17 protein-coding genes are annotated in these 18,899 nt (G+C 42.6%); 2 read left to right on the top strand and 15 right to left on the bottom strand.

The window, feature by feature from the left end; all coding sequences use genetic code 11:
* Nucleotides 1–36 precede the first annotated feature (36 nt).
* From iadA to AF333_RS13365, 5 genes are all read right to left on the bottom strand, one after another.
* The gene (iadA, locus tag AF333_RS13385) at nt 37–1,197 is read right to left on the bottom strand and encodes a beta-aspartyl-peptidase (RefSeq protein WP_043064005.1); all 1,161 of its coding nucleotides are present in this window, start codon (nt 1,195–1,197) and stop codon (nt 37–39) included.
* Between the two features lie 21 nt (nt 1,198–1,218).
* Nucleotides 1,219–2,673 (bottom strand): Na+/H+ antiporter NhaC, encoded by a 1,455-nt coding sequence (gene nhaC, locus AF333_RS13380; RefSeq protein ID WP_043064004.1) that lies wholly within the window; start codon nt 2,671–2,673, stop codon nt 1,219–1,221.
* Between the two features lie 328 nt (nt 2,674–3,001).
* Nucleotides 3,002–3,448, bottom strand: a complete 447-nt coding sequence (locus AF333_RS13375; RefSeq protein ID WP_043064003.1) for a universal stress protein — start codon at nt 3,446–3,448, stop codon at nt 3,002–3,004.
* Between the two features lie 48 nt (nt 3,449–3,496).
* Nucleotides 3,497–4,726: a CynX/NimT family MFS transporter gene (locus AF333_RS13370; RefSeq protein ID WP_043064002.1), complete on the bottom strand. Its 1,230-nt coding sequence runs from the start codon at nt 4,724–4,726 to the stop codon at nt 3,497–3,499.
* 1 nt (nt 4,727) lies between these two features.
* Entirely contained in the window at nt 4,728–5,435 is a 708-nt protein-coding gene (locus tag AF333_RS13365; RefSeq protein WP_043064001.1) for a FadR/GntR family transcriptional regulator, read from the bottom strand.
* A 180-nt stretch (nt 5,436–5,615) separates the two neighbouring features.
* Between AF333_RS13365 and AF333_RS13360 the strand changes: the two genes are divergently transcribed.
* Entirely contained in the window at nt 5,616–6,356 is a 741-nt protein-coding gene (locus AF333_RS13360; protein ID WP_043064000.1) for an AAA family ATPase, read from the top strand.
* Between the two features lie 199 nt (nt 6,357–6,555).
* On the opposite strand, the gene AF333_RS13355 is transcribed toward AF333_RS13360, so the two are convergent.
* The 7 genes from AF333_RS13355 to AF333_RS13335 all read right to left on the bottom strand — a co-directional run bounded on the left by AF333_RS13355 (nt 6,556) and on the right by AF333_RS13335 (nt 12,997).
* The gene (locus AF333_RS13355; protein WP_043063999.1) at nt 6,556–7,332 is read right to left on the bottom strand and encodes a class II aldolase/adducin family protein; all 777 of its coding nucleotides are present in this window, start codon (nt 7,330–7,332) and stop codon (nt 6,556–6,558) included.
* Nucleotides 7,333–7,368: 36 nt separating this feature from the next.
* A complete protein-coding gene (locus tag AF333_RS13350) occupies nt 7,369–8,319 on the bottom strand; it encodes a D-2-hydroxyacid dehydrogenase (protein ID WP_052811714.1) in 951 nt (316 codons plus the stop codon).
* The gene (locus AF333_RS13345; RefSeq protein WP_043063998.1) at nt 8,294–9,916 is read right to left on the bottom strand and encodes an amidohydrolase; all 1,623 of its coding nucleotides are present in this window, start codon (nt 9,914–9,916) and stop codon (nt 8,294–8,296) included. The genes AF333_RS13350 and AF333_RS13345 overlap by 26 nt, the downstream gene beginning before the upstream one ends.
* A gap of 94 nt (nt 9,917–10,010) precedes the next feature.
* Entirely contained in the window at nt 10,011–10,367 is a 357-nt protein-coding gene (locus AF333_RS35195; protein WP_235496428.1) for a hypothetical protein, read from the bottom strand.
* Entirely contained in the window at nt 10,367–11,356 is a 990-nt protein-coding gene (locus AF333_RS13340) for an MFS transporter (protein ID WP_235356572.1), read from the bottom strand. The genes AF333_RS35195 and AF333_RS13340 overlap by 1 nt, the downstream gene beginning before the upstream one ends.
* Entirely contained in the window at nt 11,343–11,522 is a 180-nt protein-coding gene (locus AF333_RS35190; RefSeq protein ID WP_235496427.1) for a hypothetical protein, read from the bottom strand. Before AF333_RS35190 ends, AF333_RS13340 begins: the two co-directional genes overlap by 14 nt.
* A gap of 128 nt (nt 11,523–11,650) precedes the next feature.
* Nucleotides 11,651–12,997, bottom strand: coding sequence for an aminotransferase family protein (locus AF333_RS13335; RefSeq protein WP_235356579.1), 1,347 nt, complete (start codon nt 12,995–12,997; stop codon nt 11,651–11,653).
* A gap of 276 nt (nt 12,998–13,273) precedes the next feature.
* Here AF333_RS13335 and AF333_RS13330 point away from each other — a divergent pair, with 276 nt between their 5' ends.
* Nucleotides 13,274–14,704, top strand: a complete 1,431-nt coding sequence (locus tag AF333_RS13330) for a sigma-54 interaction domain-containing protein (RefSeq protein ID WP_043063997.1) — start codon at nt 13,274–13,276, stop codon at nt 14,702–14,704.
* A 63-nt stretch (nt 14,705–14,767) separates the two neighbouring features.
* On the opposite strand, the gene AF333_RS13325 is transcribed toward AF333_RS13330, so the two are convergent.
* From AF333_RS13325 to AF333_RS13315, 3 genes are all read right to left on the bottom strand, one after another.
* A complete protein-coding gene (locus AF333_RS13325; RefSeq protein ID WP_043063996.1) occupies nt 14,768–15,517 on the bottom strand; it encodes an HpcH/HpaI aldolase family protein in 750 nt (249 codons plus the stop codon).
* Between the two features lie 109 nt (nt 15,518–15,626).
* Complete coding sequence (locus AF333_RS13320) at nt 15,627–16,556, bottom strand: FG-GAP repeat domain-containing protein (protein WP_052811713.1); 930 nt, start codon at nt 16,554–16,556, stop codon at nt 15,627–15,629.
* Nucleotides 16,557–16,930: 374 nt separating this feature from the next.
* Nucleotides 16,931–18,667 (bottom strand): methyl-accepting chemotaxis protein, encoded by a 1,737-nt coding sequence (locus AF333_RS13315; RefSeq protein WP_052811712.1) that lies wholly within the window; start codon nt 18,665–18,667, stop codon nt 16,931–16,933.
* Nucleotides 18,668–18,899 lie beyond the last annotated feature (232 nt).

Below are 18,899 nucleotides of genomic sequence, written 5' to 3'. Positions count from 1 at the left end.
AATTCGCTAACATATGGTGCATCACAATTTCAGAAATTACTCGAACGTCCCCTTTCTAATCACTTCATATTCCTTTACAAATGCCTGACCGTTTGCATACACGTCTTTAATGTTGAGTTCCTTATCTAAAAGAACCATATCGGCAAAACATCCCTCACGTACTGCACCTCTTGCCGGATAAATTCCTAGTGCTTTTGCCGGATTCAATGTAAAAGGCTTCAGTGCTTCAGCAAAATCCATGTTCTCTTCCAAAACAAGGGCTTTTAACGTGTCCATAGTAGGCTCGAAGCCAGCCACACCCATGCCACTAAGCCTTCCATCCTCATCAAACAATGGCATGCTGCCGTTCCCGTCCGAGCTGATTGTTATATTATCGATGCTGCTTCCGTTTTGCAGTAAAAATAACAGCGCTTTTTTTGCGGACAGCACGCTATCCTTTGGACTTATCCCAATGTTTGATGTAATGTCTACGCTGCCTCCTCTACGACAAAACTCTGCGGAAGCTTCCAGCAGTGGAACGGTTCTGTTTACATGCGTTGGATTAAATAACGTAATCGGCAGGCCGTTCTCTCCCACAATATCGTACAGCATATTATAGAAATGCTTGCCACTTCCCATATGAAGATGAATAAAACCGGGTTTTCTGGAAAGCATGGATGAGACCCTGACATAAGAAGCCAACCGTGTCAGTTCCTCTTTCGTAATATGAGAAGCCCTATGATCCTCGAATGCTAATTTAAGCCCCAGAATTTCACTAATAAACATAATATCATCTCTAACATCTCCGGTTAGCGTAGCGGAAGGGTATCCATATCCTCCAGTTAGGATATAAGCGGTCATACCTTCTTCATTCAATGATTTAGCCTTGGCAAGCAAGCTCTTTACACTTCTCGAAATATCATTTGTCCCTAAAAGTCCTACTACCGTAGTAATGCCGTTCTTTAGCAAGGTACTCATATTCACTTCAGGGGTACTGGTGGAAAACCCACCCTCTCCACCACCGCCTGTTATATGAACGTGTCTATCAATAATACCAGGTATACAAATCGTATTGGCTCCATCTACAATTTCGGCTTCCAACCCGTGCGCATCTATATTCTCGGCTATTTTTACGATTTTATCGTTTGCGATAAGTATATCCTGTGTGCCGAGGTGTTCTGGTGCATAAATATCTGTATTCTTAATGATTGTAAGCATAGTACTCTCTCCTTATTTTTTCTATTTGGCCTGTAGGTTTTGTTCGTCATGGAAATCCATATCGTCCGAACCTTTATCCAGTTTGGCGATAGCAAATCCGGTATAGCCGTAAATAATGGCGAATACCAATCCGAGGTAACACATAATCGCCCATGGCGCGTATTGCTGTACCGGCACTCCCAGTGTGGTAGACATATACACGCCTGCCATCGACCACGGAATGAGCGGAACAACTACAGAACCGGAATCCTCCAGCGTTCGGGAAAGGTTTTTAGGATGAAGTCCCCGCTGAACGTATACGTCTCTAAACAACTCCCCTGGAATCAATATTGAAAGGTAGGAGTTTCCTGTCGTAATCGCCATTGTGATGCTGGCTGCCACAGTAGAAAATACGAGGCTTCCCTGTGACTTTGCCTTTTCATTAATTTTCTCGAGAATGACTTCCAGGCATCCTGCTTTTGAGATAATTCCGGCAAATGCGAATGCACAGAAAGCAATGAGTACAGTGCCCAGCATTGAGCTCATGCCCCCACGATTCAGCAGTTTTTTCACATCATCTCCCATCGCAGCGGTATTAAGGCCCTCCATCTTAATCATATCGATGTTAAATCCGTTTGCGACCGACTCGAATGCGCTCGCCAGGCTTACGGACTGGAAAGCAAGACCCAACGCAATCGCCAACGCCGACGACGCTATCATCACCGGGATAGTAGGAAGCTTCTTAATGGCTCCGCCAATAACGAGAACAACCGGGATAATAAGTAGAATATTCCAGTTAAATAAAGCATCCAATGTTGATAACATAGCCTCTACTTCTTTTTCTCTCGCAACGCCCGATACGTCTATGCCTCGTCCAACAAACCAGTATATAATAAGCCCTACGATAGAAGCAGGTACCGTCGTATATAGCAAATGGCGAATATGTTCATACAATTCGCTTCCGGCCGCGATTGGCGCCAGATTTGTCGTATCAGATAAAGGGGACATCTTATCTCCAAAGTAAGCGCCTGCGATAATAGCTCCGGCTGTAATCGGCAAAGAAACGCCCAGCACCATGGCAACCCCTATAATCGCCACTCCAACCGTTCCTGCAGAACCCCATGAGGTTCCCGTAAATGTAGAAACGAGGGCGGTAACAAGAAAAGCAGTAACAAAAAGATAATGCGGACTAATAAATTGCAGTCCGTAATAGACCATCATCGGAATCGTACCAGATAGCATCCACGTACCAATCAAGATGCCTACCGTAATGAGGATAAGAATAGCCGATAAAGATTTGGTAATCTTATCAATAATTCCTTCCATCATATCGTCCCAAGTAAGACCGATGCTTTTACCTACAAGAGCCGCTACAATTGTGGCACAAATGAGCAGCGGCTCGATTTTCAATCTGAAAATACCATAACCGATAACAAGGATGGCAAACATAGCCAGTATGGGCAGTATTGCTTGAAAAAACGACGGCTTCTTGTTCATAAAAAGTTCTCCCCCTTTTCATCTTTGCGTTGTCCTATCTATGTCAGCAATTACGATGCCAATTTTTCAAAAAATCTGTTTTCCCTTAAAAAACAAAGGGTTTGTAGATAAATTCAGGTAAAATATTAAATAACAGCTGCTCGTATAACTCAAAGAAAGGTATGATAACGGGATAAAAAGTTAATTATATCCCGTTATCATACCTTTATACCTTATCTTAAAACGCGGAATTTATGCTATATATCATTATGTGATCGCAAAGAAAAGACCTGACACGCAGCCTCCTCTATATAGAAGCTGTATCAGGCCTTCTTCTATGAACACTTTATTATTTCACGATTAAAACCGGGCATTTTGACAGCTGAGATACTTTATGGCTAACGCTACCCAGCATCATCTCTTTAAAACCACTCAACCCCCGACTACCGATCACGATCAGATGATATCCACCTTCCTCAGCCCGATCGAGAATTTGGCGCGCTGGATCCCCTTTAACATAGAAAGCTTCTGCAGGTACGTTCGCAGCTTCTGCTTTGGCTTTCGCCTCATTAAGCAACGCTTCGCCCTCTTTCTTCAACGACTCTTCCATTTCAACAATATAATCTTCAGGTATATATGCAATCCCTCCAATCATATATGAAGAAGTAACCGCATCTCTACCAACATGCAATAGACTAATACGGGCATTTTGTTCCTGCGCAATACTTATTGCCGCTTCCAGCGCTTTATTCCCCATCTCTGAACCATCAATCGCTACCAAAATTTTGTTAAACATCCTTCTTCCTCCTCTTTTTACATGAATATGTTTCTCACAATTAGAATCTTACCTCATATTCTTCTCTTCCGAAAGTACATACTCACTGCTAGCAGCACCAAATCCGAAAATAAAAAGAAGAACAGCAACAACGCTAAGCATAATAAGGGGGATATTCCAACCGTGTGTCATATCGTGCATAAAACCAAAAAGAGTAGGGCCTATGGCAGCAAGCAAATAGCCGATCGATTGCGCCATACCCGACAGCTCAGCTGCTTCATGCACGCTGCGGGTCCGAAGCGCGAAAAACATCACAGCTAGACTAAAGCAGGAACCCGTCGCGATGCCAATCAGTATAATCCATACTGGCATGTACAGTGTACTTCCGCTAAGAAGCCCTATGTAGCCGATAAATAGGAGAGTTGAAGTAATACCGACAAGCATACGCTGATTTGAGCTACGACCTGCAAGCACAGGCATAATAAATGTAGCTGGAAGGCTAACAAACTGCATTAATGAAAGCAGCCATCCCGCTGATGAATGACTAATCCCCTGTTGGTGCAGAATTTCAGGAAGCCATGCAATAATTACATAAAAGCATAATGATTGTAAGCCCATAAACATAGTGACTTGCCAGGCTATACGAGAACGCCATAAATTAACCGCAGGGGCTACCGTTCCTTGTGTGGCAGTAGAACGTTGGTGACGAAAACGAAGTTGCGGCAACCAAACCAACAAGGAAACCAGAGAGAGAATAGCCCAGAGTACAAGGGAGCCACGCCATCCGAAGCCTAATCCTTGTGCAAGCGGAATGCTAATACCTGAAGCAATGGCTGCCCATAAATTCATTGAAACAGAATATACGCCTGTCATTAGACCCATTTTCTTCGGAAATTCTTGTTTAATTATGCTAGGCAACAGTACATTTCCAATCGCGATAGCCATTCCAAGCAAGGCCGTTCCTAGAAATAGCGTTCCGACTGCTGGCACTGAACGCAAAAGGATTCCAGCCGTCAAAACGAGTAAGCTTACTAGCAATGTCGCTTCCATCCCGATTCTCCGGGCAATTTTAGGTGCAAATGGAGAAAGAAGCGCAAAAGCCAACAACGGAAAAGTTGTCAGCATGCCGGCTAACGCATTCGATATGCCTGTATCGTCGCGGATGACTCCGATTAATGGCCCTACCGATGTAAGTGGAGCCCGCAAATTAGATGCTACAAGTATAATTCCTAAAATAAGCAGCCATAGCCCGGCACGAGAGTAATCGCGTGTATGGGCTACATTCGTTTCTGAAATCATCTTATTTCTCCTTATTGTCTTTTTCTAGCAGAACGTTCTGAGATAGCTGAATGTGTGTACGAACAGCGCTGGCAGAAGCTTCTGGATCGCCGTTAATAATGGCAGTAACTAAATCACCATGTATCTTATCGTGCTGCTGTAGGTCCTCGTGCAGCTCCGAAAGGACGGTATACTCCACTGTGCTGCCAATGGAAATCTTTATTGCTTCGTTCATATGTTCATATAAATCAGCTAAAAATCCGTTGTGCGTGGAACTCACAATAGCTTGGTGCAATTCCATATCCGCCTGAATATACGCTTCTACGTCTTTCGCTGAACTGCAGTTTGCCAGACATTCGCGCAAAACTTCAATATCTTCTTGTGTACGTCGTACGGCAGCCAGACGTGCCGCCTCTTGTTCAAGAGCATACCGCACTTCCAATGTTTCAGCGATATTAGAACGCCGCAGTCGACGCAATAATGCCGCACCAAGCTCACTCGATGAGCATACGTATGTGCCATCTCCCTGACGGGCCTCCAAAAGACCAGTATGAATGAGTGCCCTCACAGCTTCCCGCACGGTATTTCTACTCACTCCGAGCTGCTTTACTAGCTCCGGCTCCGCTGGAATACGTTTCCCTACCGGCCATTCGCTCGATTGGATAAGTTCATCAATTTGAACAACAACCTGCTCCACCAAAGTCAAACGGGTCGCTTGCCTCAATTTCATATACATACCTCCAAACATAGGATGATTGGGACAGTGGAATCATACCATAAAAAACGAAAGAATTCAAATTCCACACATAGTTTATAATTGAAAAATTCATTGATTAGATAATATTTTCCAATTACAATAAGATCGTACGTTCTTGTTTTTTGGTCAAGAAACTGAAGCTGAGGTGATTCCATGTTTTTAAAAAAGGTGATACTTCTTCGAGAAAATATTACATCTTACGAGCACTATCCCTTCTCCATACCTTCTATTAAATCCTTGCATGAACTCGATTTTCGAAGTAATGTAACATTTTTTGTAGGGGAAAATGGTTCAGGAAAATCTACCTTGTTGGAAGCGATCGCAGATAAGTGTGAGTTTAACACTGCTGGTGGTGGACGAAATAATATGTATGAAGTTCATGCGTCTGAATCTGCACTCGGTGAATATATTAGACTTTCATGGTTACCGAAGATAACAAATGGCTTTTTTCTACGGGCAGAATCTTTTTATCATTTTGCTTCCCATATTGATCAGGTAGATACCAAAAGATTTAAGGATTATGGGGGACGATCTCTTCACAAACAATCGCATGGTGAGTCTTTTTTATCACTCTTTTTACATCGTTTTAAAGGAAAAGCGATATATTTATTAGACGAGCCAGAGGCAGCTCTTTCTCCTGCAAGGCAGTTAGCATTTTTAAAGGTCCTTCATGATCTAGTTTCAAAAGGCGATAGCCAGTTTATAATAGCTACTCATTCTCCAATTTTATTAGGGTATCCAAACGCAACAATACTAAGCTTTGATAATGAAAACATTGAAGAAATACAATATGAAGCGACTGATCATTATCAAATCACAAAATATTTCTTACAACATAGAGAAAAGTTCCTTTCAGACTTATTGGTAAATGAACATAAAGAAGTCCAAAATTAATTGCATAATAAACACCTGCGCTCTTCACATAGCACGCAGGTGTTTCATTAAGAAAACAAAAGACCATTAGCTTCTTACGAATGACCGGATGTTGACGTATAACGCACGTCTGCATCCATGTTTCTTCCTGCAAACTCCGCCTCTGCCGCCTGTTTTTTCAGTCCGTTCACGCGTTTCATTCCCCCGTTTTTTTATCTGCTCAATCTAGGAAATCTGGTTCTTCCCTTACAATCCGTTCATACAACGGTCGAAAATTGATAACACCTGCCTGCGGAAAACCAACCTGACCCGCTGTACGCTTCGCACTGTCTTCTTCAATCAAAATCGGCTGTCCGATCGACTCCGCTAAAATCTGCGCCTGACACGACCGCTCCATTGAAATAAACCACCATACGGCCGCTTCCACCGTCTGTCCTACAGTAAGAAGCCCATGATTACGTAAAATCACAGCTTTATAGTCACCCAGCGCTTCAGCAATCCGCATGCCTTCTTTCACTTCATACACAACACCTGTATAATCATCGAACACGCCATGATCGTGGTAGAATGCACAGGCATCCTGCGTAATCGGGTCTAGCAGACGACCTAGTGTAGACCAGGCTTTCCCATACGTCGAATGCGAATGTGCCGCCGCTATCGTATCAGGGCGTACCGCATGAATTTGTGAATGGATGGCGAACGCGGCCCGGTTAATCGGTTGATTTCCTTGCACTACTCTTCCTTCATGGTCAACAAGTACAAGGTCCGACACACGAATTCGACTGAAGTCCATAGCAAACGGATTGACCCAGAAATGATCGGTATACTCTGGATCTCTGGCCGTAATGTGGCCAGCTACGCCCATATCGTAGCCAAACCGGGCAAACAGACGGAAAGACGCCGCCAGACATTGCTTCCGGTGAAGACGTTCTTCTTCTATCGTTCTTTTCTGTTGAATAAATTGTTCATGTTCAACACGCTCGTATGACTCCGCCATTATGCATCACTCCAAACATCAGAATTTGTTTTTTCCTTAATATTCTTTCTTCACATCTACATAGTAAGGCGGCTGCTCGCCTTTACTATACATCTCCCAATTCAGCGCAAACTTATCGATAGCACGGTTGAAATATTGATAGGTGCGGGCAGCAATGTGCGGTGTAAGAATGACATGCTCACTGTCCCAAAGTGGGTGATTGGCGGGCAATGGCTCTTCTTCCGTAACATCGAGTGCCGCCCCTCTAATTTCTCTGCTATCCAGGCTGGCAAGTAAATCATCTGTATTGATAAGCGCTCCTCGCCCGATATTAATCAGGCAAGCGGTTTGTTTCATCGCTGCGAACTCTTTTTTTCCGAAACAGTGATATGTTTCCTCCGTCGCTGGCAGAAGCAACACGACAAAATCACTCCGCTTAAGCACCTCTGTTTTTTCTTTCATGGAAAACATCGCGTCAAAATCAGGATGAGGCTTGCCGGTCGTATTGACGCCGAGAATCCGCATGCCGAATTGCCGGCATCTCTGTGCAATATACTGACCAATCGCCCCAGCGCCAAAGATGGACAGGGTTTTCCCGTATGCTTCATCCACATATTCCTGACGACACCAGTGCCTTTCTTTCTGGTATTGAATGTACCTTGGAATACAACGAGTAAAATACAAAATCATGCTTATTACATACTCAGCCATCGGGATGCCATGAAAGTCCCGAATATTCGTCAATAAAATCTCCCGCTTCGTTATCTCTTCAAAAGGGAGCCGTTCGACTCCTGACTGAAATATCTGAATCCACTTGAGTCCTGGCATTCGATTTAGCGTCTCACCTGTAACCTGATGCCCGTACGTAATAAGAATTTCCGCATTCTCTATAGGAATTTCTGGTTGATATAAATCTTTTTCTATTACGACCTCCATCGGACTCACTAGGTTAGAGATCCGTTCGATGTGATGCGGCTGCAATTCATCCGTAATGGAGATTACCAGCATGCTTTCTCACCCGCTCATATTGAATTTTTCCTCCGATAACCGTCATCTCCACCTTCGTATCTTTCACCTGTTCGGCAGAAAAGTCCATAAAACCCGTTGGCAAAACTACAAAATCAGCGAACTTCCCGACTTCAAGAGAGCCAAGTTCATGTTCGGCAAACGAAGCATATGCCCCATAATTCGTATACATTTGCAGCGCTTCATATAACGAAAGCTTCTGTTCGGGTACAATATCTTCTCCGCTTCTTGTCTTGCGTGTCATCGCCGCATACATACCGAGGAAAGGAGAAGCTGGCACGACCGGGCAATCTGAGCTTCCGGCTGGTTTCAACCCCGCTTCCATAAAGGATGCAAGCGCATAAAATCCATCAAGCACTTGAGGTTTGAGGACCCGATTGTATACATCTCCGGCCAAATAATAAATACCGGGCTGGGGAACAGGAATGATTCCAAGCTTTTGCATACGAGCGATAAGATTAGGATTACAGATGGCGCAATGTTCGATCCGATGGCGATGATCGGTGCGCGGATAGGAAGAAAGCGCCTTCTCGTAAGCGATAATGACCTGTTCGACAGCTCGATCGCCGATGGCGTGTATGGAGATTTGATAGCCTTCTCTGTGAGCCGCCAACACTTTTTCTTCCAATTCTTCATCTTTATACATCAGAATGCCGCGAAACCCTGCAGGGTCCAGGTACTCTTCGTGAACGGCTGCCGTCCGGCCACTTAGTGTACCATCGGCAAACATTTTAACGGCACCGATTTTTATCTGTTCATTGCCAAAGCCGGTCGTAAGGTGCATAGCCTTCAATTCAGAAAAGAACGTATCCAGCACCATCCCGTATACGCGTACCTTAAGCTGACCGTCATGGGATAACTCCTGAAATGCCTGAAACTCTTCGAGCGATCCCGTATGAAAGCCCATACCGGCTTCATGTACTGAAGTAATTCCTTCTTCCACGTATTTCTCATCCGCCAGAGCAATCGCCTGTTTCATCTGATCGAGAGTATAGGGGGGAATGGCTTGCTGCACTAAATCCATCGCTTTTTCCCGTAAAACACCGGTAATGTTTCCCTGTGTATCCCTTAATAATTCGCCACCCGATGGAGCCTCTGTTTGGCTATTTATTCCCGCCAGGTTCAGCGCACGTTCGTTGACGATCGCTGTATGCAGACAAAAGCGTGTCAGATAAACAGGATTGGAAATGTGAGTAAAATCGGAAGCTTCGGGCAATCGTCCCTCTTCAAGCTTCGCTTCATCCACCCCCCAACCCAGAATCCATTCATCGCTATTCAAAAAAGCTGCACGCTCCTCCACCGCCTGTACGATATCCTGGATGGATGTACAATTACAATCAAGATTAAGCAAATTGGTCCCGAAATAAATCATGTGTTGATGGGCGTCGATAAAGCCAGGAAGCACTGTTCTGCCTTCCAAATTAATGACCTGTGTCTGCTTGTCAATAAAAGGAGTAATATCCTGCCATGCTCCCATGCCAACAATGCGACCGTGTTTTACCGCCATTGCTTCATGATGACTGTGCCGCTGATCCATCGAAACAATCTGCCCATTATATATTGCCAAATCCGCAAACATAGCCCTTCCTCCTTGCTTTCGTTATATAAAATCAAGGTAGCTTTCGTTTCTTACCTTCCTCTCTCCTGCTCGTATCTTTAAATAAATTTTTAAATTATGAATAGTTAGATAAATTTTGTTGTACACTCTCCATTCTCTCTTCTGCATTTTCTGCCGTATTTTTCTTTAGCATAGAAACAGAAATGATAGAAATAATGCAAACGACAATGATATAAACGCTTATTTGATTGGTTGATCCATATTTATGGAATAGATAAGCCGAAAACAACGGTGCAATTCCTCCTCCGATAACGGAAGCGAAGTGAAAACCCAGTGATGAGCCCGTATAACGAAGATGAATAGGGAAGCTTTCCACAATAAGAGCGGCCTGCGGGCCGTATGCCATAGCCGGGCCGATAATTGAGAGTGCAATAGCAAGAATGATAAATACGGGATTCCCTGTATCTATCATCATAAAAAAGGAAATGCGAACACTATCGTCAAGAGGGACCCGAGAATGTAAATTTTTTTACGGTTCACTCTGTCCGATAAGTGGGCAAAATAAGGAATAACGAAAAGTTCGATACAAGCTGCAACCATTACGCCATTGGTGAAGATTTGTTTATCCAGCTTCAGCTCTTCCGTACCATACGTAATAACAAAGGTCGTAAAAATATAAAACGGCACTTGTTCCACCAGTCGGGCACACGCTGTCAGCACAATCTCTTTCGGGTGTTTCTTTAACGCTTCCAGGACCGGTCTGTCCACAATACGATTCTCCTGTTTCAGTCTGGTAAACTGCGGCGAGTCCATAATGCCGAGACGAATGTACAACCCGACTCCGATAAGAACCGCGCTTAGAATAAATGGAATCCTCCACCCCCAGGAATCGAAACCACTTCCCGTCAACTGAATGCACAGGGTAATGATTAAAGTAGAAGTAAGCAAACCTATTGGAACGCCTAATTGCGTCATGCTTCCCATTAATCCCCGCCTCTTTTTTGAGCTCCACTCGGTAGAAAGCACAACGGAACCACCCCACTCGCCTCCAACTCCAATTCCCTGACACATTCGCAACAAAATGAGAAGAATCGGCGCTGCCATTCCTATGCTTTCATATGTAGGCAAGAGCCCGATGAGCACTGTACTAATCCCCATGAACATAAGAGTAGTAACTAACGTTGCTTTCCTTCCGATTCGATCACCAAAATGTCCAAAGATCATAGCACCAATCGGACGTGCCAGAAAGCCAAGAAAAAACACGGTAAACGATTGAAGAATATTAATAAAAGGATCGGCCTGCGGAAAAAAAAGCTTCGGAAATACTAACGCCGACATTGTACCGTAAAGGAAAAAGTCGTACCATTCGATCGAAGTACCAACAACGCTTGCAACGGCTACTTTCTTAACTTGTTTTCTCCGCTCTTTTTCACTGTGTTCGCCTGTTTTAACCTGATTCATGGTCTGGTTCCCCCATTACCTTCGTATTAACAATCAACATATCAAGGGTGTTGATTATCCAGTACGATCCAGAGTGGATAGCCACCACACCGTGCCACAAAGCGGCCGTATCTCTTCCTTGTGAGAAAAAGACGAGACGCCGGTGCGTGCATCTTATTCCTTCCAATCTATGGGTAATCAACAGGTGCGTTAACATATACCAGAATATTCAAACTATATTATAAACAAGGAATCCCTATACCTGTTGTTGATATAGGGCTCCATCTATTCACCCGATATACCTCATGTCCCCTATTATAATTTCAGCCCGATTTCTTTCCCAACGGCAGTAAGGGAGTCATGAAGAATATCGATCATTTCTTCTATTTGTTGCTCTGTAATAATGAGCGGTGGTGCAAAAACAAGCGTATCTGCTCCTTCATATAGTACCCCCCGGCAAATAAGCCCCCGCTTCATCGCTTCCGAAACAACCATCGGAGCGGCAGGCTGGGCAAATCTTTCATTCGTCGTCTTATCCTTCACCAGTTCAATTGCTCCCATCAAACCTAATCCTCTTACCTCGCCTACCATTTCATGCTTCTGCTGTAATCGCTCAAATCCTTTCAGCATGTGTGTGCCCATTGTCCTTGCATTTTCTACAGCCCTTTCCCGTTCTATCAATTCAAGATTTTTCAGAGCAACAGCACATGCTACAGGATGTCCGCTATACGTATACCCATGCAGGAACATGCCGGAAGAAAGCTCAATTAATTCCTGATGGATTCGCTCGGATAGAACCACACCTCCCAACGGAATATATCCGCTGGTAATTCCCTTGGCAATACTCATCAAGTCGGGCGTTACGCCGTAATGCTCGATACCGAAATATTTACCTGTTCGACCAAAGCCCGTGATGACTTCATCAGCAATAAAGAGAATGTTGTACTCATCACATATCTTCTGTACTTCTTTAAAGTACTCTTTCGGTGCCGGAAGGACGCCTCCCGTACCTTGTACCGGTTCCGCGATATAGGCAGCAATCGTATCTGGATCCTCCTTTTCAATCATGTCCCGGAGCGATTCCGGCAAGAAGCTATCGACATAATAAAAGTCTGGGGCCAATGAATTTGTAAAATCCCGGAAAGGCTTAAGGCCGGTGGCACTCGTCGCCCCCATCGCCACGCCATGGTACGATTTTTTACGTGAGATAATCTTCTTTTTCTCTGGTTGCCCTTTCAGTATCCAATAATGACGAACGATCTTAAATGCCGTATCGTTCGATTCCGAGCCGCCCGAAGTAAAAAAAGTCGTGTTCAAATCACCGGGTGTTAGTTGGGCGATTTTAGCCGCCAAGCGAATCACGGGTTCATGACTGAAATTCGCAAAGCAGGAGCTAAATCCTAGACTGCTCATTTGCTCCATAGCGGCTACGCCTAATTCTTGTCTACCGTGTCCCATATTCACGTTCCATAGGCTGGATAATCCATCTATTACTGTGCGTCCATCCATATCTTTCAAATAAATGCCCTGCCCCTCAGCAAAGATAAACGTAGGCCCCTGCTCCTGCAATTGTTCAATTGAAGATGTAGGATGTAAAAAATGCTTCTTATCCAACTCTTGCAACTCTGCTCGCTCAAAATCATCTGTAAACATATTTTTCATCACCTTTTCACTCCTCCTTCATTTTTCCAACGCTTTTCCTTAATAATCAACACCCTTGATAAGTAATGTCTCTTGCCTGTATAACAACGCAATGATTATGCCAAGTCTTTTTTTTCCGCTATGCACCTATTTTCTCTCTCCATTCCTCTGAAAATTAATGCTTTTACGCATTACAAGCAATGCATACAGTCATTCGAGCCTTACCCATCACATATGTTATAATATTGTGAATTAATCAAACAAAATATGGTGTGCTAAAGGAGGCAGGTTTTATTTATGAAGCAATATAATTGTGAACAACCAAATCAAACCAAACTGTCTCATTTTCACCTTGAAACAATCGTTAATTCCTCGCTCGATGAGATTTTTGTGACAGATGGCGAAGGAAACGTTCTTGTAGTTAATCCTGCCGGGGAATCGCTTTATGGTATAGAAGCCTCACAGCTCATTAATAAAAATGTAGATGAACTTGAAAAGAATGGACTATTCTCTCCAGCCCTATATCCGATTGTAAAAAAACGCAAAGAAAAAGTTTCGATGATACAACGGACAAAAACAGGCAAAATTGTGCATGTTATCGCTAATCCGGTATTTAAAGAAGATGGGGAGATTTTCCTCATTATCTTTACTTCACGAGACATAACTGAAATCAAGCATCTTCGGGAAAAAATAGAAAGGAACGAAGCATTACTCAAGGTATGCGAGTCCGAATTAGAAGAACTCCGAAGTTTCCAGGAGCCTGCTGATATTATTGCCGTATCACCAAATATGAGAAAAATTATTAGAACAATAAACAAAATCGCGGGCGTAGATTCTACTATTCTCATTACGGGAGAATCAGGTGTCGGAAAAGGCGTAATTGCAACAGCTATTCATAATCAAAGTTCAAGAAAAACGGGAGCCTTCATTCATATTAACTGTGGGGCGATACCCGAGACCCTGATTGAATCTGAATTGTTCGGATATGATAGCGGCGCTTTTACCGGTGCCAGAAAAGAAGGAAAGAAAGGATTAATCGAGCAAGCAAATGGCGGAACTCTGTTCCTGGATGAAATCGGCGAAATGCCACTTTCTCTACAAGTACGACTCTTAAAAGTGATACAGGAACGCAAAGTTGATCCGGTTGGTAGCACTACATCTGTCGATATTGACGTGAGAATTATCGCAGCCACCAATAAGAGCTTAAAAAAGATGGTAGAGGAAGGTACATTTCGTCAGGATTTATTTTATCGTTTAAACGTCGTTCCCATCCATATTCCTGCACTACGTACACGTCCTGAAGACATTTCCTACCTGATCGATTACTTTCTAAAAAAATATAACGAAAAGTATGGCCTTGCTAATTATTTTTCTCTAGAGGCAGAAAATGCGCTTATTCACTACGATTGGCCAGGCAACGTAAGGGAATTGGAGAATATGATTGAGAGACTGGTCGTTACAGCCGAGCAAGAAGAGATAACGATGGAAGATTTGGTGGAGTACATGAATCCAGGAGAAGAAGGTCACAAATATTTTGTCACCGTGCACGATGTCTGTTCGCTGAAACAGGCACAGGAAGAAATGGAGGAACAATTGGTGCGCCGGGCATATGAAATGAACAAAAGCTCGTATAAAGTTGCCGAAATGCTAGGAATTAATCAATCAACCGCGATTCGTAAAATACAAAAATATATTACAGGATACCAGCAAAAATCTAAGCTGCGCTAACAGAGCCATAGCTACTGTATAACTTTTTGGAAGGCTCCTTAGAACAGGAGCCTCCCGTTTACCCTATCGAACAGATCGATAGACATCCTCTATTCCTTTTGCAAGCAACACATTATCCATACCATACGTAAAGTAACGAACACCCCGCTCTCTCCAGAAACGGATAAAGTCAAGGCTGACTCCATGCATACCGACCGATTTGTTCTTCTCCTGCACTTTATCAATAATTCGTTGGATGGTTTCAACTACATGTGGATGATCCATCATTCCGGTTAAACCAAGCGATTGCGATAAATCGAACGGACCGATATAAAAGAGATCCACACCATCTACGTCTACTATCTCATCTAGATTGTGTACCGCTTGCTCCGTCTCAATCTGCACAATGGTTAGTACACGATCATTTTCATTCTGAATAAACGTATGTAAATCTACCTTTCCATACTGATCGGCAGCGCACGATCCCCCGACCCCTCTTCGGCCGAGAGGAGCGAATTTCGACGCCTCTACGATACGCTTCGCTTCCTCCGCCGTATTCACTTGCGGCAGCATCACTCCATCGACGCCTAAATCCAATACCTTTGAAATAAACGAAAAATCAGCGGAGGCGACTCGAAGAATGACAGGTGTTCCAGCTTTTTTATATACCGGCACCATTGTACGTAAGTCAGAAATATCAATAGGGCCATGTTCCATATCAATCGTCACAAAATCAATGTCCGTCAATGAGATGATTTCAGAAACGATAGGCGAAGGAATTCTTTGCCAAATACCTACTACATCTTGTTCACTTTTTACTGTTTGTTTGAACATACTCTTCACTCCTCTATGTCTTACATGAGTAAGATGTGGTACTATACCGCTTAATACCATAATACTTTGATAGTACCATTTCATTTCAAACAAAGTCTAACAATTTTGATTACTCTTTATGGTCTTCCTCTTTTTTCTGGTTTTCAATCATATGCAAGGCTGCCTTTTTCACGTTTTCTAATTGACTATTCTCGGGATAATAGTCAGGATGGGCCCGCTTGATAGATAACGCCTTTTCGATAGATTTAATCCCACTTTCAGGTTGACCGGCTTTTACTTGTGCATCTGCAAGATAGTACCAATAAAAGGCTGCATCTGGCATCTCCTTTACCTTCTGTTCATAATACTGAACTACTTTTTTGAAGTAATAGGGGTAAGCCTCTGGTGCCGGAGCAAGCTTCGTTCCATCCCATGTAAAGACATCTACCTCAAAGGCATCCCCTGTATCATGCTTCCATAACGCAATTGTCACTCTATCATCCTGCTTTTTGTTTGGCTCTGTCACTGTTCCGAGTTCTATTTTGCTATAATAATCACTCGCTATTTTTTTTAACTGGTTATCTTTCCATGTGAATATGTCCAAACCGCATGTCGTACCACCAAGCCGCCAGCCAATGAGAATGTCATCTTTTCCATCATTCGTGATATCGGCAAATTTAAAGAAATCCGCGGTATACCCTTCCGCACGATAATCCAGTAGCTTGCTCCACCCTTTGCCCTCCTCTTCCTGTAAAACGATGAGTCGATGCTGCTCCTCATTCCCTTTTACCTTATACAAGGCGATGATTTCGGCTTTTCCATCTCCATTAATATCCTTGAGCTGTATGCCCCTTTGTTCTTGCACATTTTGTGGATTGATAATTTCCGCATTTGGTGGTAGAAATTCACTCACAATATGGAAGGCTTTTTCGCCCTTCGTTGTAGAAGCATAGGCAGATACAGGCGACTTAATCATATCACCTGGCGGTAAAAAAAGACTGCATCCTGTTACTGTCATACTGACTATACATAGCATTGAAATTCCTTTTTTGGCAAACATTATGATTCCTCCATTTATCCGTATCATACGTATAGCATACGACTTTATGTAAAAAAAAGGGTTATCAAATGTTTACGAATAAGTAATAAACCTCCACAAAATTGTTACATATATACATCTGTTTTGATACATCGACAAATTCTTGTGGTGAAAGGTAAGAAAAGAAGGAAGGGCGGGAGCGGTTGGAAAAAGACACATTTGCCTTTCTTCTGCTGGAACGCAGGGCGCATCCAACCTCTTCTTTTTCTAAATTGCCTCCTTCCAACCACGCTACCCTGTCAAACTATCAAGTGTAATTTATATAGGACCAATACAGGGAAAAGCCGACTATATACACTAGCTATAGCCGGCTTTTTGTTGATGAAAGTTTTGCTTTATAAAACAAACTTATTTACTTCTATTTTCAGCTTTTCTGAGAGTAGTTTCATCTCATTTGAATTTGACGCTATCTCTTCTACTGCACGTGTTTGTTCCTGAGCAGAAGCGGCCACTTCTTCGGAAGCTGCAGCAGATTGTTCCGTAATACTTGAAATTTCTTGAATAGAGGAAAGAACTTCTTCAATGTTTTTACTGATTTTGAGTAAATTATCCTTTGTTTCTTTAGATTCTATCTCTGTTTGACTCACTTTCTTTAAGATATCCTCTAAAGCTCGTCCTCCTTGGTGGATGAGCGCAACCTGGTTCTCAACAGACTCTTTGTTATTTTCCATTATTCGAATCGTCTCAAAGGTTTCCCCTTGAATATCCTTGATTAAGCCTGTAATTCGTCCTGCTGCTTTATTTGATTCTTCTGCTAACTTTCTTACTTCATCCGCTACCACAGCAAATCCTTTTCCGTGTTCTCCGGCTCTAGCTGCTTCAATAGCGGCATTTAAAGCTAAAAGATTTGTTTGATTAGACAGTGAAGTAATTACATTAATAATATCTCCAATCTCATCTGAGCGCGTACCTAATGTTTGAATTGAATGAGTTGCAAGAGAAGTTTCTTGCATAATTATATCCAAATGCTCAATCGATTCATGAATGGCTTTATTTCCTTCTACCGATAATGCAACAGCTTCTCCGGCATTTTGAACATTTCTATCTGCCTGTTCACATCCTAGCATAATACGCTCATTTGCTTGTTGTATCATATTCAATATGCTACTTACCTGGTCAGCTTGCCTTGTATTTCCAACAGCTACTTCATTAATCGTATGGGAAACCTGCATGGATATTTCACCGGCTTGACTTGAGGAATGTAACACATTGTCCGAAGCTGAAGCGACATGCTCAACAGCTGTATAAACCTGCCGAAGCAGATGAGAAATATTCTGTTCCATTACATCAAAAGAGCGAGAAAGATGCCCAATCTCATCCTTGCTTTGAATAGTAGGAAATGTTTGTTGAGTATCTACTGTAAAATCTCCCTTAGCAATCTTTTCAGCTCGTGCACTTATAAATTCTAATGGTCGTAAGCTTTTTCTGAGAATAATGAGAACAAGAAAACTCGTACAGAATAAAAGCGCAACACTGCTTATCAAAAGTGTAGGTAGGTTAGAAAAAATAACCTTTTTTACAACAGAGTTTACGAATTGTGCCTTCATATCGACATCCACTGCACCGATAATCTCTCCCTGACTATTCTTTAGCGGAGCAACAGCTGATGCAAAATCCCCATATTTTTCATTATGACCAATGTCTGTGTAATTTGTTTCCCCATTAAGTATAGGTTTGAATATTTCAGGTTCTGATAATGATTTTTCACCAATTGGACTGGCGTCCTTCGAACCTTTCGGCTGTCCATCAACCATAATGGTGGCAGCTCCCTCACTATCCACTTTCATAATCGTAATATAAAGAGCATCCGTTTTCTCTCTGATATCATTTAATTGATTACGTAGTTCCCAATATTCTCTTCCCTCTATCGGATTTTGTAAAAACTTCTCATAGGTAGCAACATTAATGCTTTGTGCTACGTTTAAAGCCGTTTGCACACCCACGTTTCCTATCGACTCTTTTATTGCCTGCTGCGTGCTTTTATAGTTTAGAAAAGCAGTCGTCACTAAAATAAGAATTACAATGATAATGAATAGCGATAAAAGTTTGTTTCTTATTCCCATTGTTTTCATATATGCGCTCCTCTTTATTTTATAATGCTCAACGGATACTTTATCGGTACTTCTTCATGAGAAATTAAGCAATAAAAATTGTTACTTTTATAAATTTTTTAATCAAATTATCCTAGCAATATTTATACCAAAAAGGTCTAAAATGTATCTAAACACCTAAACGCACAATTAAACACATGGTTTTTAATGCTATAAGGTATATATCTAACGAATTAAGGTAGCTATTTCATAC

This window comes from Aneurinibacillus migulanus, assembly GCF_001274715.1.
GTDB classification, from domain to species: domain Bacteria; phylum Bacillota; class Bacilli; order Aneurinibacillales; family Aneurinibacillaceae; genus Aneurinibacillus; species Aneurinibacillus migulanus.
The sequence above is the reverse complement of the archived record's forward strand: the minus strand, read 5'-3'. Positions and strand labels throughout refer to the sequence as shown.